The sequence below is a fragment of the Acidocella sp. genome, from assembly GCF_050253495.1.
In the GTDB taxonomy this organism is placed as follows: Bacteria; Pseudomonadota; Alphaproteobacteria; order Acetobacterales; family Acetobacteraceae; genus Acidocella.
On record NZ_JBFWIX010000027.1, the window covers coordinates 14,900 to 37,721 of the forward strand.

General features: G+C 61.1%; 26 protein-coding genes and 2 tRNA genes. 7 read left to right on the plus strand and 21 right to left on the minus strand.

Annotated features, from left to right (window positions below; translation table 11 throughout):
• Positions 1–94 precede the first annotated feature (94 nt).
• The 3 genes from AB7D48_RS15495 to AB7D48_RS15505 all read left to right on the plus strand — a co-directional run bounded on the left by AB7D48_RS15495 (position 95) and on the right by AB7D48_RS15505 (position 3,710).
• Positions 95–1,972 (plus strand): ribonucleoside-diphosphate reductase subunit alpha, encoded by a 1,878-nt coding sequence (locus tag AB7D48_RS15495; protein WP_427980975.1) that lies wholly within the window; start codon positions 95–97, stop codon positions 1,970–1,972.
• Positions 1,973–2,105: 133 nt separating this feature from the next.
• Complete coding sequence (locus tag AB7D48_RS15500; RefSeq protein WP_427980978.1) at positions 2,106–3,131, plus strand: ribonucleotide-diphosphate reductase subunit beta; 1,026 nt, start codon at positions 2,106–2,108, stop codon at positions 3,129–3,131.
• Positions 3,132–3,419: 288 nt separating this feature from the next.
• Positions 3,420–3,710: a hypothetical protein gene (locus AB7D48_RS15505; RefSeq protein ID WP_427980981.1), complete on the plus strand. Its 291-nt coding sequence runs from the start codon at positions 3,420–3,422 to the stop codon at positions 3,708–3,710.
• An 11-nt stretch (positions 3,711–3,721) separates the two neighbouring features.
• On the opposite strand, the gene AB7D48_RS15510 is transcribed toward AB7D48_RS15505, so the two are convergent.
• Positions 3,722–4,399 carry a DUF6134 family protein gene (locus AB7D48_RS15510; protein WP_427980984.1) on the minus strand — a complete coding sequence of 226 codons (678 nt, stop codon included), beginning with the start codon at positions 4,397–4,399 and terminating at the stop codon, positions 3,722–3,724.
• A 73-nt stretch (positions 4,400–4,472) separates the two neighbouring features.
• On the opposite strand from AB7D48_RS15510, the gene AB7D48_RS15515 reads away from it, so the two are divergent.
• On the plus strand, positions 4,473–4,994 hold the full coding sequence (locus tag AB7D48_RS15515) for a SixA phosphatase family protein (protein ID WP_427980987.1): 522 nt from the start codon (positions 4,473–4,475) through the stop codon (positions 4,992–4,994).
• A gap of 17 nt (positions 4,995–5,011) precedes the next feature.
• Here the strand turns inward: AB7D48_RS15515 and AB7D48_RS15520 are convergent, their stop codons facing one another.
• From AB7D48_RS15520 to AB7D48_RS15535, 4 genes are read right to left on the minus strand one after another with little or no spacing between them, the layout of a single operon-like run.
• Positions 5,012–6,397, minus strand: a complete 1,386-nt coding sequence (locus tag AB7D48_RS15520; protein WP_427980990.1) for an MFS transporter — start codon at positions 6,395–6,397, stop codon at positions 5,012–5,014.
• A 44-nt stretch (positions 6,398–6,441) separates the two neighbouring features.
• On the minus strand, positions 6,442–6,636 hold the full coding sequence (locus tag AB7D48_RS15525) for a Trm112 family protein (protein ID WP_427981053.1): 195 nt from the start codon (positions 6,634–6,636) through the stop codon (positions 6,442–6,444).
• A 4-nt stretch (positions 6,637–6,640) separates the two neighbouring features.
• Entirely contained in the window at positions 6,641–7,312 is a 672-nt protein-coding gene (locus AB7D48_RS15530; protein WP_427980993.1) for an LON peptidase substrate-binding domain-containing protein, read from the minus strand.
• A 4-nt stretch (positions 7,313–7,316) separates the two neighbouring features.
• Positions 7,317–8,255: a tetratricopeptide repeat protein gene (locus AB7D48_RS15535; protein WP_427980996.1), complete on the minus strand. Its 939-nt coding sequence runs from the start codon at positions 8,253–8,255 to the stop codon at positions 7,317–7,319.
• A 145-nt stretch (positions 8,256–8,400) separates the two neighbouring features.
• Between AB7D48_RS15535 and AB7D48_RS15540 the strand changes: the two genes are divergently transcribed.
• Together AB7D48_RS15540 and AB7D48_RS15545 are read left to right on the plus strand one after the other, a co-directional pair.
• Positions 8,401–8,475: transfer RNA gene (locus tag AB7D48_RS15540), tRNA-Gly, on the plus strand.
• 33 nt (positions 8,476–8,508) lie between these two features.
• A tRNA-Gly gene (locus tag AB7D48_RS15545) sits at positions 8,509–8,583 on the plus strand.
• 52 nt (positions 8,584–8,635) lie between these two features.
• Here the strand turns inward: AB7D48_RS15545 and AB7D48_RS15550 are convergent.
• Positions 8,636–9,529: a LysR family transcriptional regulator gene (locus tag AB7D48_RS15550; protein WP_427980999.1), complete on the minus strand. Its 894-nt coding sequence runs from the start codon at positions 9,527–9,529 to the stop codon at positions 8,636–8,638.
• A 79-nt stretch (positions 9,530–9,608) separates the two neighbouring features.
• Here AB7D48_RS15550 and AB7D48_RS15555 point away from each other — a divergent pair, with 79 nt between their 5' ends.
• Entirely contained in the window at positions 9,609–10,712 is a 1,104-nt protein-coding gene (locus AB7D48_RS15555) for an NAD(P)H-dependent flavin oxidoreductase (protein WP_427981002.1), read from the plus strand.
• A gap of 37 nt (positions 10,713–10,749) precedes the next feature.
• Here the strand turns inward: AB7D48_RS15555 and hypB are convergent, their stop codons facing one another.
• From hypB to AB7D48_RS15630, 15 genes are all read right to left on the minus strand, one after another.
• The gene (gene hypB, locus AB7D48_RS15560; RefSeq protein WP_427981005.1) at positions 10,750–11,520 is read right to left on the minus strand and encodes a hydrogenase nickel incorporation protein HypB; all 771 of its coding nucleotides are present in this window, start codon (positions 11,518–11,520) and stop codon (positions 10,750–10,752) included.
• 2 nt (positions 11,521–11,522) lie between these two features.
• Positions 11,523–11,864, minus strand: a complete 342-nt coding sequence (hypA, locus tag AB7D48_RS15565) for a hydrogenase maturation nickel metallochaperone HypA (protein WP_427981008.1) — start codon at positions 11,862–11,864, stop codon at positions 11,523–11,525.
• Positions 11,857–12,033 (minus strand): rubredoxin, encoded by a 177-nt coding sequence (locus AB7D48_RS15570; protein ID WP_427981011.1) that lies wholly within the window; start codon positions 12,031–12,033, stop codon positions 11,857–11,859. Before AB7D48_RS15570 ends, hypA begins: the two co-directional genes overlap by 8 nt.
• 11 nt (positions 12,034–12,044) lie before the next feature.
• Positions 12,045–12,827, minus strand: a complete 783-nt coding sequence (locus AB7D48_RS15575) for a hydrogenase expression/formation C-terminal domain-containing protein (protein ID WP_427981014.1) — start codon at positions 12,825–12,827, stop codon at positions 12,045–12,047.
• A 1-nt stretch (position 12,828) separates the two neighbouring features.
• The gene (locus AB7D48_RS15580; RefSeq protein ID WP_427981017.1) at positions 12,829–13,212 is read right to left on the minus strand and encodes a hydrogenase; all 384 of its coding nucleotides are present in this window, start codon (positions 13,210–13,212) and stop codon (positions 12,829–12,831) included.
• On the minus strand, positions 13,209–13,769 hold the full coding sequence (locus AB7D48_RS15585; protein ID WP_427981020.1) for a HyaD/HybD family hydrogenase maturation endopeptidase: 561 nt from the start codon (positions 13,767–13,769) through the stop codon (positions 13,209–13,211). Before AB7D48_RS15585 ends, AB7D48_RS15580 begins: the two co-directional genes overlap by 4 nt.
• Positions 13,770–13,782: 13 nt before the next feature.
• Positions 13,783–14,490: a Ni/Fe-hydrogenase, b-type cytochrome subunit gene (gene cybH, locus AB7D48_RS15590; RefSeq protein ID WP_427981023.1), complete on the minus strand. Its 708-nt coding sequence runs from the start codon at positions 14,488–14,490 to the stop codon at positions 13,783–13,785.
• A 3-nt stretch (positions 14,491–14,493) separates the two neighbouring features.
• Positions 14,494–16,281, minus strand: coding sequence for a nickel-dependent hydrogenase large subunit (locus AB7D48_RS15595; RefSeq protein ID WP_427981026.1), 1,788 nt, complete (start codon positions 16,279–16,281; stop codon positions 14,494–14,496).
• Positions 16,278–17,408: a hydrogenase small subunit gene (locus AB7D48_RS15600; protein WP_427981029.1), complete on the minus strand. Its 1,131-nt coding sequence runs from the start codon at positions 17,406–17,408 to the stop codon at positions 16,278–16,280. The genes AB7D48_RS15595 and AB7D48_RS15600 overlap by 4 nt, the downstream gene beginning before the upstream one ends.
• Positions 17,409–17,583: 175 nt before the next feature.
• On the minus strand, positions 17,584–18,420 hold the full coding sequence (locus tag AB7D48_RS15605; RefSeq protein ID WP_427981032.1) for an alpha/beta hydrolase: 837 nt from the start codon (positions 18,418–18,420) through the stop codon (positions 17,584–17,586).
• Positions 18,420–19,673: an amidohydrolase/deacetylase family metallohydrolase gene (locus AB7D48_RS15610; protein WP_427981035.1), complete on the minus strand. Its 1,254-nt coding sequence runs from the start codon at positions 19,671–19,673 to the stop codon at positions 18,420–18,422. Before AB7D48_RS15610 ends, AB7D48_RS15605 begins: the two co-directional genes overlap by 1 nt.
• 64 nt (positions 19,674–19,737) lie before the next feature.
• Positions 19,738–20,538, minus strand: coding sequence for an amino acid ABC transporter ATP-binding protein (locus tag AB7D48_RS15615; protein WP_427981038.1), 801 nt, complete (start codon positions 20,536–20,538; stop codon positions 19,738–19,740).
• 17 nt (positions 20,539–20,555) lie between these two features.
• Positions 20,556–21,206, minus strand: coding sequence for an amino acid ABC transporter permease (locus AB7D48_RS15620; RefSeq protein ID WP_427981041.1), 651 nt, complete (start codon positions 21,204–21,206; stop codon positions 20,556–20,558).
• Entirely contained in the window at positions 21,203–21,841 is a 639-nt protein-coding gene (locus AB7D48_RS15625) for an amino acid ABC transporter permease (RefSeq protein WP_427981044.1), read from the minus strand. The genes AB7D48_RS15620 and AB7D48_RS15625 overlap by 4 nt, the downstream gene beginning before the upstream one ends.
• Positions 21,838–22,698, minus strand: coding sequence for a transporter substrate-binding domain-containing protein (locus AB7D48_RS15630; protein WP_427981047.1), 861 nt, complete (start codon positions 22,696–22,698; stop codon positions 21,838–21,840). Before AB7D48_RS15630 ends, AB7D48_RS15625 begins: the two co-directional genes overlap by 4 nt.
• Positions 22,699–22,822: the final 124 nt, after the last annotated feature.

Genomic DNA, 22,822 nt, shown 5'->3' on the forward strand with positions numbered 1-22,822 from the left:
TAAAAGTGACCTTCGCAGTGCTAGTAGCGATTGCACGGCGCGGTCACCATATGTTGTTATGATGACCGCTTTATGAACAGGGGTCCGGCATAAGATGAACATGATGACAAAGCCTGAAGCCGTGCTGCTGGATGCGCCCGTGCAGATGCCGGGCCGCTTCCAGGTGAAGCTGGACCGGTCGCGCGACGCGCTGCTGACGGATTTCGGCCGCGCCACGCTGGATGACCGTTATCTGCTGCCCGGCGAAGGCTATCAGGATCTGTTCGCGCGTGTCGCCTCCTATTACGGGGACGATCAGGCCCACGCCCAGCGGCTTTACGATTATATCTCGAAAATGTGGTTCATGCCCGCCACGCCCGTGCTCTCCAATGGCGGCACGGATCGCGGGCTGCCGATCTCTTGCTTCCTCAACGAGGCGACGGACAGCCTGGATGGCATTGTCGGGCTGTGGAACGAGAATGTGTGGCTGGCCTCCAAGGGGGGGGGCATCGGCTCCTATTGGGGCAATTTGCGCTCCATCGGCGAGAAGGTGGGGCAGAACGGCAAAACCTCCGGGATTATCCCGTTCATCCGCGTGATGGACAGCCTGACGCTCGCCATCTCCCAGGGCTCGCTGCGGCGAGGCTCGGCGGCGGTGTATTTGCCGGTCTGGCATCCCGAGATCGAGGAGTTCGTGGATATGCGCCGCCCCACCGGCGGCGATCCCAACCGCAAGGCGCTGAACCTGCACCATGGCGTGCTGGTCTCGGACGATTTCATGCGCGCCGTGGAGAAGGACGAGATGTGGGGGCTGCGTTCGCCCAAGGATAACAGCGTCGTGCGCTCCATCTCCGCGCGCGCGCTTTGGATCCGCATTCTCACCACGCGCATCGAGCAGGGCGAGCCCTACATCATTTATTCCGACCATGTGAACAATGCCCGGCCCGAGCAGCACAAGCTGGCGGGGCTGGAGGTCAAAACCTCCAATCTCTGCGCCGAGATCACGCTGCCGACCGGCGTTGACCAATATGGCAAGCAGCGCACCGCCGTGTGCTGCCTCTCCTCGTTGAATCTCGAAACCTGGTTCGAGTGGCACCAGAATGAACAGTTCATCGAAGATGTGATGCGGTTTCTGGACAATGTGCTGGAGGATTTCATCCAGAAGGCGCCCGATTCCATGGAGCGCGCCAAATATGCCGCCTTCCGGGAGCGTTCCGTCGGCATGGGCGTGATGGGCTTCCACTCCTTCCTGCAGGACAACAACATCCCGTGGGAAAGCGTGATGGCGAAGGTGTGGAACACCAAGATGTTCAAGCATATCCGCGCGCAGGCGGACAAAGCCTCCAAGACCCTGGCGGCCGAGCGCGGCGCCTGCCCGGATGCGGCGGATTACGGGATCGAGGAGCGGTTCTCGCATAAGATCGCCATTGCGCCGACAGCGTCCATCTCCATCATCGCGGGCAATGCCTCCCCGGGGATCGAGCCGATCAGCGCCAATGTGTTCCTGCAAAAGACGCTCTCGGGCAGTTTCTCGGTACGCAACCGGGCGCTGAAGAAAGTGCTGGCCGGGTACGGACGGGACGATGAGGAGACTTGGTCCTCCATCACCATCAATAAAGGCTCGGTGCAGCATCTGGACTTCCTGAGCCCGCACGAGAAGGACGTGTTCAAGACCGCGTTCGAGCTGGACCAGCGCTGGGTGGTGGAGCATGCGGCGGACCGCGCGCCGTTCATCTGCCAGAGCCAGTCGATCAATCTGTTTCTACCGGCGAACGTGCATAAGCGCGACCTGCATCAGATCCATTTCCAGGCCTGGAAGAAGGGCGTGAAGTCACTCTATTACTGCCGCTCGCTTTCCATTCAGCGCGCCGACAATGTCTCCGAGAAGAAACAAAAGGCGACCGTATCCGTGGGCGAGGCCAACGATACCGGCGACAAATTGCCGCTGGCGGCCAGCGGCAATCAATATGAGGAATGCCTGGCCTGCCAATAATGGCGGCCAAGACCGGGAAGCCCCAGCAAGATCAATCTTGATCCGCGCGGGTGGCGGGCTTCCCGCGGGGCGCTTGCTCCAAATTTCCATTTAAAGGATCAGGGCCATGGCCCAGTCTTTGAAGGCTTTTATCATGAGTGGACAGATTATCGCCCCCGAGGCGGACAAGAAGATGGATTTGCTGACCGAAAACCCGGTCTATAAACCCTTCCGCTACCCTTGGGCCTATGAGGCATGGCTGATCCAGCAGCGCGTGCATTGGCTGCCCGAGGAAGTGCCCCTGGCTGAAGATGTGCGCGACTGGCACAAGAAGCTCACCGAGGCGGAACGCAATCTTCTCACCCAGATTTTCCGCTTCTTCACCCAGGCGGATGTCGAGGTGAACAACTGCTACATGAAGCAGTACGCGCAGGTGTTCAAACCCACCGAGGTGCTGATGATGCTCTCGGCCTTCTCGAACATCGAGACCGTGCATATCGCTGCCTATTCCCATCTGCTGGACACGGTGGGCATGCCCGAGGTGGAGTACCAAGCCTTCCTCAAATACAAGGAGATGAAGGACAAATACGACTACATGCACAGCTTCTCCGTCGAGAACAAGCATGAGATCGCCAAGACCCTCGCCGCTTTCGGCGCCTTCACCGAAGGGCTGCAACTCTTCGCCACCTTCGCCATCCTGCTGAACTTCCCGCGTTTCAACAAAATGAAGGGCATGGGACAGATCATTACGTGGTCGGTTCGGGATGAATCGCTTCATTGTGAATCTGTCACGAAACTGTACAGCACCTTCATCTCTGAAAACCCTGAACTCTGGACCGAAGAGCTGCGCCGGGAGATCTATCTTACCTGCGCCACCATCGTGGATCATGAAGACAGCTTCATCGACCTCGCTTTTGAACTCGGCGCCGTGGAAGGGCTGACGGCCGCCGAGGTCAAGCGCTATATCCGCTATATCGCCGACCGCCGCCTGGCCGGGCTGGGGCTGAACGCCCTCTTCCATGTGGAGAAAAATCCCCTCCCCTGGCTGGATGAGATGCTGAACGCGGTCGAACACGCGAATTTTTTTGAGAACCGCTCCACGGAATACAGCAAAGCCGCGACCTCGGGATCCTGGGAGGAAGCCTTTGCCGATTTCGAGGCACCAGCCGACCCGGCATGACGATAATTTGAACTAACAATTATTAATATCACATAACAAAGAAACCCCTCTGAACAACAGGAACTTCCTGATTTTTCAGAGGGTTTTGTTTTTTTCTGGCGTGAAAAGTAAAATTCTTCTAAGATTCGCTGAATAATTCATTGGACGAGCCATGCGCGGACTATACAAGACACTGGAAACGCAAGTTTTGTACAAAAATTGAGATGAACCACTTTACAAAGTCTCGCACCGGCCCTTTTTATAAAGTCCTCTCCTCCACCCACCACCTCACGACCGGATGAAACGATCATGGCAGGTTTGATACCCCCTGGAGACGATCTAGACTCCCCGTCCTCCCGGACACAAACAGCTACGCCACGCTATAGCCGCCGCCTATCGGACAAGATCCTGCTCGCCTTCCATCATGCCTGCGACCAGGGAGATTACGAAATCGCCGAACAGCTTCTGCGGATCCTGGAATCCATGCTGACACGCCGCACCGTGCCGCCCGACGCCAATCGACGTAAAAGCATCGAAAGCCTGGTGGCCGCGCATGAAAGGCTCTGGCATCTACGCCACCCAGAAGAAACCTTCGGCTAAATCATTCCGCCTCAGGTCATGTATTTCTGGAACGTTTCATGGCCATCCACGTTGAACGCCAAGCCCGACCACTGGTCGTATTGATCGTACCAGACGGACAAATGCAATTTTCCCGTCACATTGAAACGCTGCGCGATGACGAAGCCTCCCTCGGCCGTGGGTAATTTGTTCCACCCAGGAGAATTGACGATGGCGGGGTAATGCCGCCCAGTTTCCACATTCAGAATCATCGCCTTCAGCATGGCCTTGTTCCAGTAGGTCAAAGGCAGCATCTTCGGCTGGCCGGTATATTCATAATCCCCCGCCTTGGTACTTTGCACCGCATAGCCACCCGGAATCGGATCCGCCTGAACGGAGAGTTTGGTGCCATTGTGATTCACCTGGCTGTCCAACCGGCTGAAATGCCCACCGGACCAGCGCTCCACCGCGCTGGCCCGATAATGAAATACCGGGATCCCCGCCAGGGTCACCACGAGATCGGCATTGATGTCGACACGCAGATCGTCTCCGCTTTGAGTAAATTTCATATGCTGTTCACCAATCGGTGAGCCATTGCGCAAAATCTTGAAGCGCATTTCATTGCCAGGCGGTATGGGCAAGGGGGCCGCCAAAGCGGGCCTTGTGGCCGCCAAAGCCGCCGCACCGGCCAAAAATCCACGCCTTTCAAGCTTTTGCCGCATCAGCTTCATGCAGTCCTTCCCGTATAATCCGTGAGCCTAGATAGGGGCGACATCCTGATTATACCATGGCACTATCCTGCTCATGCACCAGTTGATTCTTATGCGTCATGCCAAGGCGGAAACCGAGACCAAGGGCCTGGCCGACCATGACCGCGCCCTGACGGATAAGGGCCGCAAGGCCGCCGGCAAGATCGGTCAGGCCATGCGACGGGCCGGGCTGGCACCCGAAGTCGTCCTGGTCTCCACCGCGCAACGGACGCAGCAAACGCTGGAAGAGCTGGAAAACGCCCCCGTATGGGATGAATGGCCGAACATCGACGCGCTGCCCCAATTATACAACGCCACCCCGCCGCAAATATTGGGCACGCTGCGCGATTTGCCGGAGACCGTGCGCAGCGCCATCGTCATTGGGCATAATCCTGGTCTGCACGAACTGGCATTGACGCTGGCGGGCCCCAACCGGACGGATGCCGCCACCGCCCGCATCGATGAAGGATTCCCCACCGCCGCCACGGCGGAGTTTCTGGTCACCAGCACATGGCGGCAACTATCCTCGGGCACGGCCAGTCTCAAGCGCTTTCTGCTGCCCAAGGATTGCGGCTGAGGCACGAAAGCCCCCCCTCACCCCTGATCGTGATGCCCGCTGAGCACTTCCCCCGCGTTCCGGGGCAAACGCGCGCAAAGCGGGCAAGCCGCCAGAGCCGCCAGCGCCACCACCAGAAACGCCACCGCATAATCGGACAAGTCCGGCGTGGCATGACCGCTGAACCAGCTTGAAACCTCAAGGCTGGCCGCCCCCGCCACAATGCCCATCGTCAGCGACAATTGCTGGACCGTGGAATAAAGCGTGGTGGCCGCGGACATGCGCTGGCGCGGAATATCGCCATATGCGATCGAGTTATAGGCCGTGAATTGCAGGGAACGGAAAAACCCGGCGACGAACAGCACCCCATCCATTAGCCAAACCGGCCAGTCAGGCCGGAAAGCGGCGCAAGCCGCCATGGTCACGGCCGAGACCACGCCATTCCACACCAGCACGGCCCGGAAACCGAACCGCGCGAGCACAGGCTGCGCGGCCAGCTTCATCAGCAACGCCCCCGCCGCCGCGGTAAAGGTGACCAGCCCGCTTTGCAAAGGCGACATGCCAAAGCCAAGCTGAAGCATGAGCGGCAACAAAAACGGCAAGGCCCCCACCGCCACGCGGAACAGACTGCCCGCCAGCAGCGAGACCGCAAAGGTCGGCACCCGCATCAAGGACAAGTCCAGCACCGGGTTTTCCGCCCGCCTCGCATGCAGCCCGTAAAGCAGGCAGGCCAGCCCGCCCCCGGCAAAGGCCGCCAGCGTCCAGCCCAGGGGAATCAAACCGCGCCCCACTGTTTCCAGCCCGGCCATCAGCAGCGCCATCGCCAGACCGGACAGCACGATGCCCGGCACATCCAAATGCCCGCCACGCCCGTCCTCACGAACATCGGGAATAAACAGGGACACCGCGACGGCCCCCGCGAGGCCAATCGGCACGTTAATGTCGAACACCCAGCGCCAGGACGCCACCGAAACGATGAAACCACCCAAAGGCGGCCCCAATACCGGCCCCAGCAAGGCCGGCATGGTCAGCCAGGCCATGGCCGAGACCATCTGCGCCCGGCTGACCGAGCGCAGCAGCAAGAGCCGCCCCACCGGCAGCATCATGGCACCACCCAGCCCCTGCAGCACACGCGCGGCCACCAGCGCCAACAAATTCGGCGCCAGACCACAAAAAACCGAACCGAGCGTAAAGAGGATCACCGCGGCGCGGAACACCTGCCGGGCGCCGAACCTATCCGCCACCCAGCCCGAGGCTGGAATGAACACCGACAGTGAAATCAGATAGGAGGTGACCGCCACGCTCATATAAAGCGGGTCCGTGCCGAAGCTCTTGGCCATGGCCGGCAGCGCCGTGGTCACCACCGTCGAGTCGAGATTCTGCATGAACAGCGCCACCGCGACGATCACCGCGGTGACGCGCATGCGCGTTGCCGACCCTTCTTTCGTGGCCTCCCCCTCCGCCCGCGTCACGGATCGAGCCGCCTCGCCTCCTCCACCAACATAATGGGAATGGCATTGCGTATGGGAAACGCCAGCCCGGCCTTCTCGCTGATCAGCTCGGCGCGCGTGGGGTCGTAGCGCAGCGGCCCGCGCGTGAGCGGGCAAACCAGCATTTCGAGCAGGCGGGGGTCCGGCCCGGGTTCATTCGTTGCATCGGTCATCATCTTAACTCGCCTTGGGTATCTTGCCGTTTCCCGGGCCGCCATCGAAGGAGTCGATCTCCAACAAGGCGCGCAGGGCTTCGGCCCGCCGGGTGAGATCGCGCGCCTCCAACAGGGCCTGTTTTTCCTCATTCGTAAAGGGACAGGCCATGCAGAGCGAGGTGACCAGTGCCGGATCGCTCATCTCGCCGATCGCCTCCCAATTCGCCTCGACGCTGGCCGCCGCGAAATAGCGCGCCAACGCATCCAGCAAGAGCTGGCGTGGAAACGGCAACGCCTCATCGCCACCGCGCAGATCCGCCGCAAACCCCGCGAGCCCCGCGCGTACCCTCCTGTAACCGCGCCGCGCCTCGATTTCCTCGGCAATGGTAAAGCGGATCACGCCGGTCAGCGTGATCAGATAGCGCCCGTCATCCGTTTCCTCGAAGGAGGAGATGCGGCCCAGACAGCCGGTGCGGAACAGGCCTGGCCCGTTCTCTCCCGGAAGCAGCCGTTTATCCGGCTGCACCATGCCAAAATACCGCCCCTCGCCCAGCGCGTCCTCGACCATCGCCAGATAGCGTGGTTCGAAAATATTCAACGGCAGCCGCCCTTGCGGCAGCAGCAGCGCGCCACCGAGCGGGAAAACCGGAAACTCCTCCGGCAGGCTGTCGAGGCGCTGTGCGTCGTCCGTCATCCGTTTAACGGAACAGCATGGCGGAAAGCTTGCGCCGGGCCGCCATGGTCGCCGGATCGTCCATGCCCCAGGCCTCGAAGAATTTCAGCAATTGCAGCCGGGCGCCATCCTCGTTCCAGCTCCGGTCGCGCTGGATGATCTCCAGCAGCGCCGCCGCGGCCTCGGCCCGCGCGCCGCTGGCGTTCAAGGCCGTGGCCAGCTCATAACGCGCCTCATGATCGTCTGGATTCGCGGTCAGGCGCTGCTCCAGCCCAGCCATGGCGGATTGTGCCTTGCGGCCTTCCTGCGCCAGGGTCAGCACCGCGCGCGCGCCGGTGATCTCGGGATGCTGGGCCAGCGCCTCCGGCACCTGAGCGAGCAATTGCTCCGCCCGGTGTTCATCGCCCATGCCGAGCAGGGCGCGCACCAGCCCTCCCCAGGCTTCGGGTTTGTCCTGCGCTTCCTGCAAGGCCGCCCCGAAATATTGCGCGGCCTGCTCCGCCTGGCCTTGCTCCAGCAACGCCTTGCCCTCGGCGACAAGCTCCTCGCCAGGAGCCGATGAACCGGCGAGTTTCAGCAACCCTTCCACAAACCGCTTCAGCTCGCTCTCCGGCAACGCACCGGAGAAAGTATCCGCGATCTGCCCCTGCCAAAAAGCGACAACCGTGGGCACGGACTGCAATGGCAGCCCCATGCGGGTGAGCTGCGCCACCAGCGCCTGGTTCTTGTCCACATCGATCTTCACCAGCTTCACACGGCCATTCTGGGCGCGAATGACCTTCTCCAGCGCCGGGGTGAGGGTTTTGCATGGGCCACACCATGTCGCCCAGAAATCCACCATCACCGGCAGCTCGCGCGATGCCTCGATGACATCGGTCATGAAACCGGCCTGATCGCCATCGGTAATGAAGGGCGCCCCGCCGGCGGCTGGCGCGCCCGGCGCGTCGTTGAACAGCGTGTTCATTTTATTTTGTTCCGTCATAGGGTTCTCGCCCCCTTATATAGGAAGGATCCCGGCTCTCACACCCCAAAGACGAACAGGGCGCAAACGTGCCTGAACGATCTTGCAATCCGCCGCGTGCCCCTATAAAGAGCCTCCCACGCCGCGAGCGGGCGTAGCTCAGGGGTAGAGCACAACCTTGCCAAGGTTGGGGTCGAGGGTTCGAATCCCTTCGCCCGCTCCAATTTACCAGACCTGGTATTCGGCGGGACAGAATGCGGGCGTAGCTCAGGGGTAGAGCACAACCTTGCCAAGGTTGGGGTCGAGGGTTCGAATCCCTTCGCCCGCTCCAGTGTCCTCAGGGAATATCGCAAGCCCTCCCGGCCGCCCGCGAAACCGCAAGATCACTTTTCCGCATGGGCCGACATCTCGATGTTCGCGACCTTCATCATCTCGTCTCGCAAGGCGCTAAAAGCTGGCGTCGCAAAGCCAGGCCGCCATGCGAGATAGGTGTCCACCGTCATCAGGGGTCGCACAACGACTTGAGCGGCGCCCTTCAGGAGGGCGAACACGCTTTTGGGCATGACGCTGACGCAGGCTCCAGAGACCGTGCAGGCGAACATTGCATGGTAAGAGCCTATATCGTGAACGGCAAAGCCGCCCCGCCCGGCCGGGTTCAGCCATGCCTCGGCGAGCATTCTGTAAGTGCAGCCTGGGGCAAAGGCGGCAAGCGATTTCGGCCCGATGTCTTGGGGGGTTCGGACCACGGGGTGTCCAGGAGGCAGCACGAGAAGCAGCTCCTCCCGAAACAGAGGCACCTTTTCCAACTCCGCCGATGACAGGCACCACGCTCCGGGTGGCGCGGCAATGAAGCCGCAATCGATCCGGTGGGCCAGCAAGGCGCCGATCAGCGCCTGGGTCGGACCGGCCGAAAGCTCCAACGTCACCTCCGGCCATTGGGCGTTATATGCCGCAAGCGGCGCTGGCAGCCGACTGGCGAGCGCGCACTCCATCGAGCCGATCCTCATCCGCCCGGCGGGACGCGTTGGGTTGACGGTCTGCCGCGCTTCATCGGCCAGACTCAGTATCCGCTCCACATAATCGAGATAAACCTTGCCCGAGACCGTGAGTTCCATCCCCCTCTTGTCACGCTCGAAGAGCGCCACCCCGATTTCGGTCTCAAGCTGCTGGATCCGCGTGGTGACATTCGAGGGAACCCGCCCAAGCAAGTCCGCGGCGCGGGTGATGCTGCGCTCTCTTGCGACAGTTCGGAACATGGCGAGCGAGGCGAGGTCCACCAGAAAATTCTCCGTTGCAGAATTTGTTCAAAGATGTATTCTTAATATATAAAAATGTGTCAATTAATATTCTCAATCCATGAACACCAGACGCCACGGCACGACGGAGAAAACCATGATGAACAAGCTCGGGATCGCACTACCGATCATCCAGGCGCCGATGGCGGGTGTTTCAACCCCCGCCCTCGCCGCCGCCGTATCGAATGCCGGCGGTCTGGGGTCCATCGGTGTCGGCGCCACCGATGCCACCGGCGCGCGCGCGATGATCACAGAACTTCAGGCGAGAACGAAGCTGGCTTTCAACGTCAACCTGTTCGCGCACGCGCCGGCCCAGGCCAACCCGGCCAAAGACGCCGCTTGGCTGGAGTGGCTGGCACCGGTTTTCGCGGAATTCGGCGCGGAACCTCCGCCGCATCTTCGAAGCATTTACAAAAGCTTTGCCGAGGCTCCGGACATGCTCTCCATGCTGCTGGAGACAAAACCGCCCGTGGTCAGTTTTCATTTTGGCTTGCCCACGCCCGAGGCCGTCAGGGCATTGAAGGCCGCCGGCATAATGCTGCTGGCGAGCGCGACATGTCCGCGAGAGGCGGAGAGGATTCAAAACGCGGGCCTGGATGCCGTGATTGCGCAAGGCATTGAGGCCGGTGGGCATCGCGGCATGTTCGATCCGACCGAACCGGATGACGCGCTTGGGACGATGGCGCTGACGCGGTTGCTTGTGCGCGAGGCGAGGCTGCCGGTGATCAGTGCCGGTGGGATCATGGACGGTGCTGGAATCGCCGCGGCCCTATCCCTTGGCGCGGTGGCGGCGCAGCTTGGCACCGCCTTCATCCCCACCACCGAATCCGCGGCGGATGCAGCTTACCGCGCGGCCCTCATGGGGCCTGGAGCGTACCATACGCGCCTTACGAGGCTGATCTCCGGCAGGCCGGCCCGCGCTCTTGCCAACCGCTTCACGGCTCTTGAAGAGAGTGCCGGGGATCGTCCGCCACCCGACTATCCCATCGCCTATGACGCCGGCAAAGCCTTGCACGCCGCGGCGAAGGCCAAGGGCGAACATGGTTTCGCCGCCCATTGGGCCGGCCAGGGCGCACCGCTGGCGCGCGCCATGCCTGCCGCAGATCTTGTCAGGACACTAACCAAGGAGATTGAAGAAGCGATGCCGCGCCAAAACACCCCCTAGCCACCAGGCGCAGCACGAACCTGGCACACAAACGAACCTAAGCGGCGATGCGCGCCAACGCCGCCGCCGCGCGCAGCCAGGCGAGCCAGGTGTCAAACCCCTCGCCCGTGCGGGCGGAGAGCAGGATGCTCTTGATGCCAGGATGCACACGCCGCGCATGCTCCTGGGCCTTGTCCACGGCAAAATCGACATGAGGCAGCAGGTCGGCCTTGTTGAGCAGCATCAGATCCGCGGCGTGGAACATGTCGGGATATTTGAGTGGCTTATCCTCACCCTCGGTGGTGGAAAGAACCACGACCTTGTGAGCCTCGCCCAGATCGAACCCGGCGGGGCAGACCAAATTTCCGACATTCTCGATGAACAGGATGCCCCCTTGCAGGTCCGGCAAATGCTCCAGCGCATGGCCGATGCCGTGCGCGTCCAGATGGCAGCCCTTGCCCGTGTTGATCTGGTGGGCCGGCACGCCCGTGGCCTCGATCCGCGCGGCATCCAGCCCGGTCTGCTGGTCGCCCTCGATCACCGCCACCGGCAATTCCGCCTTCAGCGCCTCAAGCGTGCGCACCAGCAGGCTGGTTTTACCCGAGCCGGGAGACGAAACGAGATTGAGGGCCAGAATGCCCCGCCTGGCGAAAACGGCACGATTCTCATCGGCATGGCGCTGGTTGGCGGCCATGATGTCCTGTTCAACCCGCAGCATGCGGGTTTTGGACAAGCCGGGCGCATGCGCGTGCGCCGGCTCGCGCTGGTGATGATCGTGGTCGTGAGAATGACCGTGATGATCCTCGCCGCAGCCGCAAATGCCGCACATATTCAGGAAACCTCCAATTGTTTGATCCGCATCTGCTGGCCATCGCTGATTTGCAGCTGAAACCCGCCGCAGAGCGGGCAACCCGCGCCAAAGGCCCTCACCGCTACCGGGGTGGAGCATTGCATGCACCAGCCATGCCCGTCCACCGGCAGGATTTCCAGCACCGCCTCCTCGGCCAGCGTGCCACGCGCGACGATGGGGAAATTGAACCGCATCGCCTCCGGTTCCACCGTGGCCAACGCCCCAATTTCCAGCCAGATCCGATGCACCTTGCTGAAATCCTGGGAAGATGCCTGCTCCATCAGAGACTGCACCAGCCCCTCGCACAGGGCCATTTCATGCATCGCCGTCATCCAGCCGGATGAATTTATCCCGGGCGGCGTCGCAGACCGGACAGGTCCAGTCCGCGGGGAGATCCTCGAAGGCCGTGCCAGGCGGGATCTGCCGGACTTCGTCGCCATCGGCGGGATCGTAAACATGCCAGCAGATACGGCATTCATAACGTGCCTGCATACGGCGTCCTCTCAGCCATAGGCGGCACCGAGCGCGCGAATGCGTCTGGCTGAATCGGCGATGTCCTCTGGCGCGGCGCAGGCTACGGCGGGAACCGCGCAAATTTCAAGCGTATTGAGAATCAGAATATCGCTGGCGTTGGAAAATTGCACCCACCAGGCGCCGTTCAGCCCGGTGCTGCGGACCCGGCAAGCCCCATAGCCGGACGAGACGATGACCACCGGCCCCTCGCCCAGCATGCGCACCAGCCAGCCCAGATCGGCATCCGACATCGGCACCAAGTCGAAATTGAACACATGCGCCGCGCCGCTTCGTTCAAAGGCGTCGTGGCGGGCCAGAATCTCCGCGAAAACATGCGGGGCATTGACGAGATCGCCCGGTAGGTCCGCCGGGTCCGGCAGAGCCAGTTGCCCGGCCACGGCGCGCCGGCGCAAAATGGCGGGGATGTCCGCGGCTTCAAGATAATCGACCCCTTCGCCGCGCACGCGCCACAACCCGGCGAAGACGGTTTCCTCCACCTGCAGATCCGGGTTGCCCATGGCCAGGGCGGAGACCTCGCCGGCGCCAAGAACCTCCTTGAGAAAACGCAGCCCCTCCGGAGAGGCGCCGCGCAGATCCAGCACCATGCCGGGGGCATCCGCGCGCCAACTCTCCAGCGCCGCCGCCATGCGCTCCAGCCATTGCGCGCCGGCGCTGCGCAGGGCCGTATCCTCGGGCAACAAGGGGGGGACATATTGCGCCACCGTGCTTGGCATCGACAGGTAGGCGGGACCGGGCTCGGGTGTGAGGCTCATCTCAGACAGGTTCCGTGGCGAGCAAGGCGGCAATGCCGTCCAGATAAACCGCCCAGTCGCGCATGCGCGGCAGGCTGCCGAGCACCGTGCCGTCGCGTAGGAACACCAATGTGGGACGCACGGTGACCTTGAACCGCACGGCCAGTTCGCGCTCCTGGTCCGGGTCGACCACCCCCAGGCGAAACACGCCCGGAAATGCCTTCATCAATTCCGGCAGCACCACGGCAAGATCGTCGATCTCAGGATAGCGGGCGCTGTTGCCGGTAAAGAACAGGGCGCTCACCCCATGCGCCACGAAAGGGCCGAGCGATGCCCCGCTCAGCGCCGCGACGCCGGGCAGGCCCAGCAGACGCCGCAACGGCGCCGACAAAGCCGGGGCGCTCATGAGGATCTCGCCGCCTCGTAAGGCGCCAAGGTCACGGATAGGGGGCCGAGCGGCTCCGGCGCCCGCGTGGCGGGACGGGGCACGGCCGCCACGCCAAACCGCGCCAGATAGGCCAGCGCCTCGGCCAGGGCGGGGTCCAGCTGGGCGCGCACCGGCGCCGACATGCTGGCGCCATAGGTTTCCAGATCGCAAGGCTGCACGCCGATGAGGCGGATATGGGCGGGCAGTCTGCCGGACAAGCGGGCCAGCCCCAGAACATCCAGCATGCTGGTTTGGTGCAGGCTGATTTTCTTGGCGGTCAGGCAACGCGGCACGTCGTCATCGTCGGCCATGAACAGCGAGCCAGGCGGCAGCACATAATCCACCGCGTCGAGAATCACCAGCACATCGGAATCTTCCACCAGCGGCAGCAAGGCCAGCCCCTGCGTGCCGCCATCCACCAATGCCACATGCTCCGGGAAGATATGGCGCTCATGCAGCAGCTCCACGGCGCGCACGCCAAACCCCTCATCAGCCCACAGAATATTGCCAACACCCAGCACGGTGATCCGGGTCATGGGGTCTGGTCCGTCATGGGCGTTTATCCTTGAAGAAGCGCCAGCCGCTGATCATCGCGCTCAGCATCGTCTGGCGGGACATGATCTCCTCACGGATGACGAGATAGATATGCGCCATCACGAACAGCAGAATGTACCACATGCCCAGATGATGCCAGGTATGAACCTGCTGACTGCCGCCGAACAGCGGGATCACCCAACTGGTGAACAGCATGCCGGACAGCGAACCCGGACCGGCCCCCTCGCCATATAGCGCGAAGCCCGTGACGATCTGGAACAGGATGCCCAGCACGAAGAGCAGGAACATCGCCATTTGCGCCACGGGATTATGCCCAGCCTCGCGCTGGGAATCACGCTCCAGGAACAGATACCAGCGCACGGACATGTAGAACTCATGCCGCCATTGGCGGCTCCAGAACGCGGGCAGGAAAATCTCCCGCGCATAACGGTTGCCCACCAGCGCCCAGTAAATGCGCCCCAGGAAGGCGAAGGTGAGAATATAGGCGGCCGCGAAATGAATGAAGCGTATGTCGCCCATCAGATAATGATGGTCGGGCTCCCCAACGAAAAGTGGCCAGGCCGGATGCCCGATGAGAAAGCCGGTGATGGACAGAACCACGATACAGGCCGCCGTGACCCAATGCCAAAGCCGCACCGGCAATTCATAGACATAGACGGGGGCATGCGTCTCGATGGTTTTGCCGGGAATGGGCGCGTCCATGACTCAACGCACCTGCACGCGGACCAACTCGCCGCCATCGGGTGCCATGACATGGGTCGAGCAGGCGAGGCAGGGATCGAAACTATGCAGCGTGCGCAGAATTTCCAGCGGTTGGGATGGATCGGCCAGCGGGGTGCCGAGCAGCGACGCCTCGAAGGCACCGATATTTCCGGCCGGATCGCGCGGGGAGCCGTTCCAGGTGGTGGGCACCACCGCCTGGTAGGATTCGATCTTGGTGTCCTTGATGTGCAGCCAATGGCCCAGCGCGCCGCGCGGCGCCTCCGCGAAACCAACCCCCTTGGCCTCGGCGGGCCAGCTGGAAGGTTCCCACAGCGCGGTGTTGGCGGTGGTGCTGTCTCCCGCCACGATCGTGGCAATGAGGTGATCGTGGCAGTCGCGCAACGTGTGCGCGGCCCAGCTTGCCTCCAGCGCGCGGGCGGCGGTGCGGCCCAGCGTGGTGAACAGCGCGCCGAAGGGCAAGCCGAGATCGCCCAGCAGCTTGTCGACCGGCTCCTTGAAGGCGGGATTGCCCTGCGCATAGCCGATGGTGAAACGAGAGAGCGGCCCGACCTCCATGGCGTGGCCACGCCAGCGCGCCGCCTTGATGAATGAATATTTGGCGCCCTCGTCGATCTGCTTGATGTCGGTCTTCGTGCCGAGCGTGTTGGGGCCCAGCACGAAATCCGGATCGGTCATGCCGTCCCAGGGATGCAGCCCCTTGGACTCATCGGGGTATTTATACCAGGAATGATCGACGAATTCCTGCACCTGCGCCGGGTCGGCCAGATCGACATCGTGAATCTCGGAGAGATTGCCATTGATGATCGCCCCGCGCGGGATCATCAGGTCCGTATAATCATTGGCGTGACGGGGAAACTCTCCGTAAGAGAGCACGTTCTTGCCCGCCAGTCCCTGGCCGTAATCCCAATTCTTGTAGAACCCGGCGATGGCCCGCACGTCCGGAACATAAACCTGATCGATGAAGGCGATGGTGCGGTCGATAATATCCGAGACCAGATTGAGCTGCACCTGATTCACCGGCGCGCCGGCGGCCATCGGCGCATCCATGTTGATGGCGCAGGCCATGCCGCCCACCAGCCAGTTGGGATGCGGGTTCTTGCCGCCGAAAACAGTGTGGATCTTCACGATTTCACGCTGGAAATCCAGCGCTTCGAGATAATGCGCCACGGCCATCAGGTTGGCTTCCGGCGGCAGCAGATAGGCCGGATTGCCCCAATAACCATTCATGAACGGGCCGAGCTGCCCTGAATCGACGAAGCGGCGCAGCCGGGCCTGCGTATCCGAGAAATAGCCCGGGGAGGAGTTCCCCCAGGGCGAGAGGCCTTGCGCCAACGCGCTGGTGGCCTTGGGGTCGGCCTTGAGGGCGCTGATGACGTCCACCCAATCCAGCGCGTGCAGATGATAGAAATGCACCAGATGATCATGCACCCACAAGGTGAGCTGCATCATGTTGCGAATGGTGTTGGCGTTTTCCGGGATCTGGATCTTGAGCGCATCCTCCACCGCGCGCACGGAGGTGAGCGCATGGGTGCCGGTGCACACGCCGCAGATACGCTCGCAAAAGGCCCAGGCATCGCGGGGGTCGCGCCCCTTGAGGATCACTTCCAGCCCACGCCACATCGTGCCGGTGGATACGGCGTTGCGGATGATGTTGCTAGAATCGAGATTGACCTCGCAACGCATATGGCCCTCGATCCGGGTGACGGGATCGACCACCATGCGCTTGCCGCTATTATCCAGCGTGAAGCCGTTGGGAGTCACGACGGTCATTGGCGGTCCCCTTCCTGCCCGGAATCCTTCCGGGTATGGTTCTTGGTGTCCTGCGAGGGTTTATGGGAAAAATGCTTGACGGCGCTGGCGCCCGCATGAACGGCGATGCCCGCCCCGACGACCGCGGCGGCGCCGATGCCGACCTGATCAGCCGAAGCCTCGATGCCGAAAGGCGTGCCCACATGCGAGAGATGCTTGTAGAACGGCCCGTTATCCCAGAAATTATCCTCTGAACAGCCGATACAGCCATGGCCGGACTGGATGGGAAAGGAAACCCCGCCATTCCAGCGTATGGTGGAGCAGGCATTATAGGTGACCGGCCCGCGGCACCCCATCTTGTACAGGCAATAGCCGCGCCGAGCACCTTCGTCATCCCAGCTTTCCACGAACTCACCCGCGTCGAAATGCGGGCGGCGATAGCATTTGTCGTGGATGCGCTGGCCATAGAACATGGCCGGGCGGCCACGGCTGTCCAACTCCGGCAGGCGATCGAAGGTGAGAATATAAGAGATCACGCCGGTCATCACCTCCGCGATCGGCGGGCAGCCCGGCACCTTGATGATCGGCTTATCGGTGATCACCTTGTCGATGGGCACGGCGTTGGTGGGATTGGGCCGGGCCGCCTGCACGCAGCCCCAGGAGGCGCAGGCCCCCCAGGCGATGACGGCCTTGGCATTGGCGGCCACCTGCTTCAGCCGTTCCACGAAGGGCTTGCCGCCGATGATGCAATACATGCCATCCTCGTTCAGCGGTGGATTCCCCTCCACCGCCAGCACGTATTCACCCGGATATTTACGAGGGATCTCATCGAGGATCGCCTCAGCCTGATATCCGGCGGCGGCCATCAGCGTATCGTCGTAATCCAGCGAGATCATCTTCAGAATGACATCGGAGGAGAGCGGATTGCCGGAGCGGATGAAGCTCTCCGAACAGCATGTGCATTCCAGCCCGTGCAGCCACAGCACCGGCAAACGCGGTTTTGTTTCCATGGCATGAGCGATCTGCCCGGCATAAGCCGGCTCAAGCCCCAGAGCCGCCGCCGTCAGGCTGCAAAATTTCAGGAAAGACCGGCGGGAGGTGCCCTGCGCCCGCATGAGTTCATAAAAAGTCTGCGGCCTGCGTTCCACCGCGATCCTCCCCTAAAGCGACCATTCCGCCCCGCTGGGGCGTTCGGTTCATCCACATCGCTCCTCGGGGCAGCGCATTGATCCAGATCAACGATCTCCGATCAAATGCCCGCGACGGTGGAGAGGAAATGCGCCCCCGAGGCCGCTGGGGAGAGTTCGTGTTCGCCCGGTCCCCTCACACGAGGCTTCGCGCCAATTTTGTCAGCTCCCCCCGCGGGTCGCGCAATTGCTCCAACAAGGTGAAATGATTAGCCCCGCAGATCTGATAAAGCGGGCCTGGCGCATGCGAGGCGGCGCGATGGGCATGCAGATCCCGGCTGTTAGCCACCAGATGCGGCAACTCGCGCGAGCCATAGGCGATGGCCAGGGGCTTTTGCACCGGCGCGCGCCGCAATGGCGACAGCATGTCCACCTCTTCATCCCGCAATTGCAGCGCCTTGTTGAGGTAAGTGTCGCGCAGCGGGCCCAGCTCATAGATTCCAGACATGGCAAGCCCCGCGGATACGGACGGATGACCCAGCGCCAGCGCCGCCATATGCCCGCCCGCCGACCAGCCCGAGACGACGATCTTTCCCGTAATGCCATATAGCACCCCATGCGCGGCCAGCCAGTTCAACGCCGTGTCGATCTCCATGACGATCTGCGTCAGGCTGGCTTCCGGCGCCAGGGAATAGCCCGGCATGGCGACCGCCCAGCCATGCGCGCGCAGCCCCTCCGCGAGACAGGCAAAATCCTCCCGTCCGTTCCATTGCCAATAGCCACCATGAATAAAGACCAGGCAGGGAGCGGCCGGGTCCTCCGCCGGGTAAAGGTCCCAGCGATTGCGCGGCGACGGACCATAGGGCAGATCCAGCGCGCCACCATGGGCGGCGCGAAAGGATTGCGAGGCCGCCAGACGCTCCACCTTCAATGCCGGCGCATCGGGCACGGCGGCGTTATTGTCATATGCCAGATCGCGTGCCTTCTGGCTCATCTCTCCCCAGCCTTGCATCTGCTCGCTTGTCCACGCCATCAAACCACCACCTCCCGCGGAGCCGGGATGAGCGGGCTGTTGCAATCGAATCGCCGGCCGGCGCGAATGGCCAGCACAGGCATGAACATCTGTGGGGCGATGACTTTCATGCCGCTATTATCGGCCAATTCGAAATGTCCTTCCAGCAGATCCAGCACGGAAATATCCGCCGCCAAGCCAGGCCGCAACGTGCCGATCTCATCTTCCATCCGCAACATCCTCGCCGGGTTGGCGGTGACGGTGGCGACCACATCGGACATATCCATGCCAAGGGTCAAAAGCTTGGTCATGGCGTTGGTGAGATTGAAGGGAGCAACGCCGAAAAATGGATTGGCCGCGCGGGCATCGCCATCGCTGGCTTCCGGCACACGCACATTGTAACCATGCATATCGGCCCCCAACGTAAAGGGCCGTATGCCCTCCGCCATCACCCGCCGCGCCATCTCAAAGGAAAAATGCGATCCGTGACCGACATCGATGGTAACGCCGCGATCCAGCGCCTCCCACACCACGGGGTGCACCTGCCCGGTTTCCACGGACAGAAAGCCGCCAGGATGACGGGTGAAGGGATGGGCCAGAATATCGCCCGGTTCCATGATGGGGATCAGATTGCGGACCACCTCATCAGGATCGATGCTGACCCCGTCCTTCTCGGGCCAAAGCTGCCCCAGATGGATGTAAAGCGGCAGTCCGGCACCGCGCGCGATCTCCTTGCCGATATGAATGACCTCCAGCCCCCAGCGCGAGGCGCCGCCAATTTCGGCATGCGCCTTGATGCCCTTTACAATATCGGGATTCTCACGCGCCACCCGCACGGTGTGCTCGACATTCAATTGCCCGGGCCCGTATAGCTCTGGGTAAAGATGCCCTTCCAACCCACCGACCAGATAGGCGGAAATAAAGCAAAGCACACGCGTGTGAGAGCGTTCCGCAATGAAGTGGCGGAACCCACCGATGGTCATGCAGCTTGGACCGCCTTGATCGACGATCGTGGTCACGCCTGAATAAACGCCGACAAGATCCGGGTTCAGACCAAACTTGCCGGAGACATGCTGATAGATATGACCGTGCGTGTCGATCATGCCGGGCAGCACCAGCTTATCCGACAGATCGAGGATCTCACGCGCGTTATCCACCGGCAATTGCGTCTCGATGGCGGCGATCTTTCCATCCTTGATCGCTATATCGAGATTCTCATCGCGGCCAGCCGCCGGATCGATGACCCGCCCGCCACGCAAAACCAGATCAAACATCAAGAAACTCCTTATCAGGAAATCACAAAACCACCAGCCTGCCCTAACCTGAGCCGACAGCCCATCAACGGCAATTCACGTAACGTTGGATGAATTGCCTTGCTCTTTCAGTCTTAGGGGCGGTGAAGAAATCTTCCGGTCTGCTATCCTCAACCACATAGCCCTGATCGAGAAAAATGATTCTATCCGACACATCCCGGGCGAACTGCATCTCGTGCGTGACAACCAGCATCGTGTAGCCATCCCGCGCGAGATCGCGCATGACGGTGAAGACTTCTCCGACGAGTTCAGGATCAAGCGCGCTTGTCGGTTCGTCGAACAACAGAAGATCCGGACGCATCGCCAAGGCGCGGGCAATCCCCACACGTTGTTTCTGGCCACCTGAAAGATGCGCCGGATAGGCATTCTTCTTATCAGACAAGCCAACTTTTTCGAGAAGAATTTCCGCGTCGGCCAGCGCCTCGGCCCTTGGCCGACTCTGCACATGCACGGGCGCCTCGATGATGTTCTCCAGCACGGAAAGATGCGGCCATAGCCCGAAATGCTGAAACACCATACCCATGCGGGTTCGAATCTTGGCCAATTCCGCATCGGACATGCGGATATGCCCGCCGCGCCTGACACCGACCCTGACGCCATCCAACCGGATCTCACCCGAATCCGGCTGCTCAAGCCAATTTATACAGCGCAGCAAAGTTGATTTCCCGGACCCGGACGGACCCAGGATGCACACAACCTCTCCCTTCTGGACGGTGAGATCAATCCCCTTGAGGATCTCTCGCCCGGCGAAGCTCTTCTGTAACCCGCTGATCGCAAGCAAGGGCACGGAATGATTACCTGTTCCTGCCTGAGAAACAATAGACATGGGATTCCTTTTTGAGATCACCGCATCATCTCCGCGCGGCGGGTGGAGATTCGAATACCAGCTTCGATAACGAGACAGATGGCCCAATAAAGCAGAGCCGCGCAAAGAAAAGAGGCAAAGGGGATATAATAGGTGGCTTGAAGTTCATTGGCTGAATAGGTCAGCTCCTCGACGGTGATGATGACGAGAAAGGCACTATCCTTGACCACTTGGATGGTTTGGTTGCCAAAAGTCGGCAATGCGATCTGGATCATCGGTTTTAAAATAATCCGGCGCAGCAAACGAAACCCGTAATGCCCAAACGCCAACCCCGCCTCCACCTGCTCATGCGGAATCTGCTTCCAGGCCGCGCGCAAAAGCTCAGAGAAATACGCGGCATTGTAAAATGAGAGAGCCAACACCCCGGCATAAATGGGAGACAGATAAATATGCAGTACCGGCAAGCCATAATAGACGAAATAAAGCAGCACGAGAAACGGTACGCAGCGCATTCCATTGATGAAAGCGGTGATCAACCGGTCGAACAGCTTCCAGCGCAACCCGACACCAAACAACATGAGCGCCAAGAGCACGGCACAAAAGACGGACACGGAGCTGATCGCTATCGTGGTTACCAGCCCCTTGAAGATGAGCCCGGCATGCTGCCAAACGATACCCCACCCCATCATGACGAAGCTCCAAACCGGCGTGCGACAAAACGCTGCGCAACCAGCAACGCCCCGATTAAAGCAACGTACAGCAGCAGAGCGACAAAGAATGGTGGCAAGGGCTGGTATGTTTCCGCCCCGACCCGCACCGCGGCGCGGGTCGTATCCACCAGCCCGATCACCGCCACGGCGGGGCTGACCTTGATGATCAATGTGGCTTCGTTCATCAAGGCGGGCAGACAGGTGCGGATGAGTTGCGGCAGGACAATCCGCCTGAAGCGCAAGCCGCGCGGCATGCCGAATGCAACCGCCGACTCCAACTGGTCTTTCGGAAAAGCCCTGAGGCCAGACCGCCAGATTTCACAATCGAACGCCATTGTACCCAAGGCCAGAACAACGATGGCGGCCTCCATCCGGCTAGGTGAGATCCCCCATACCGGCAAGGCAAAGTAAATCAGCAATGCAAGCGTGACACTCGGCACCGCACGCAACAGGCTGACCAAAGCCGCGACAAAAAGCGACAAGAACGGCACACCGCGCCAACGGATCAGCGCGAGCCCCAATCCACATGGTATACCGATGCAAATAGCCGCCAGGGAAACTGTGAGCGTAACCCACAGCCCCTGAAGCATCGAAATAAAGTCGTATTCACTCATGAATTGGCGATGGGCTCAACCGGCAAATCGGTAAAAACCGTTCCAAACCACTTCTTCTGCAAGGCCGCCATCGTACCATCCTTTTTGGACTCCGCGATCTTGGCATTCAGAAGCGCAAGCAAAGCGCTGTTACCTTTCTGCAGGGCCCAGCCAATATAGGAAGGCTTAGAAACCGGCTGCCCCAGCGCGAACACCGATGGGCGCTTATTCACCAAATCCCTGAGGCTGAGATAGGTGTTCACGACATAATCGAGCCTGCCCGAGGCCAGATCCTGATAGGCGGAGGGATAATCCTGATATTGCACGACCTTGCCCAGCTTGCCGCCACTGGCCTTCAGCATATCGCTCAATTGCGGCAGCAGCGCCAACATGGCGCTTCCCGCCTCGACACCGAGCGTCAGACCGTTCAAATCTGCGATGGTCTTGATCCGGGTATCGTTCGCGCGCTTGACGTAGTAATCGACACTTTCTGAAACCGGACTGGTGAAATCAAGCGCTTTCAGCCGCTCTGGCGTGATCAGCACGGCGCTGATTGCCGCATCGTATTTTCCTGTGGTTACACCCGGCAAAATTCCCGTCCATGGAATCATGTCGTGGTGGACCTTAAAGTCAAACCCCTTGGAGATGGCATTGAAAAGTTCAATGTCATAGCCCGTCGCCTTACCGTCCTGCATGAACTCAAACGGCCGGTAATCGTCCTCGCTGGCGACATTGATATAGCCGCGCTGACGGATCTCATCCAGCGTCGCGGCCTGGGCGGCGCGCGCTCCACCCAGCAATCCGACAGCGGGTACCGCAGAAAGCATCGCCAGAACACGACGCCTCTTAAAAGAGGAATTCCGATTATTCTGTTCCATCCCACATTCCCCAAGTAAATCGCTGATTTTGCTGTCAGGATCTCAATATTTCCGATATAAATCATGGTGTTGATGGCCGTGAGGGGCGCGTTTGATGGATCACCCAGAGGGTGCGGGTTCGAAG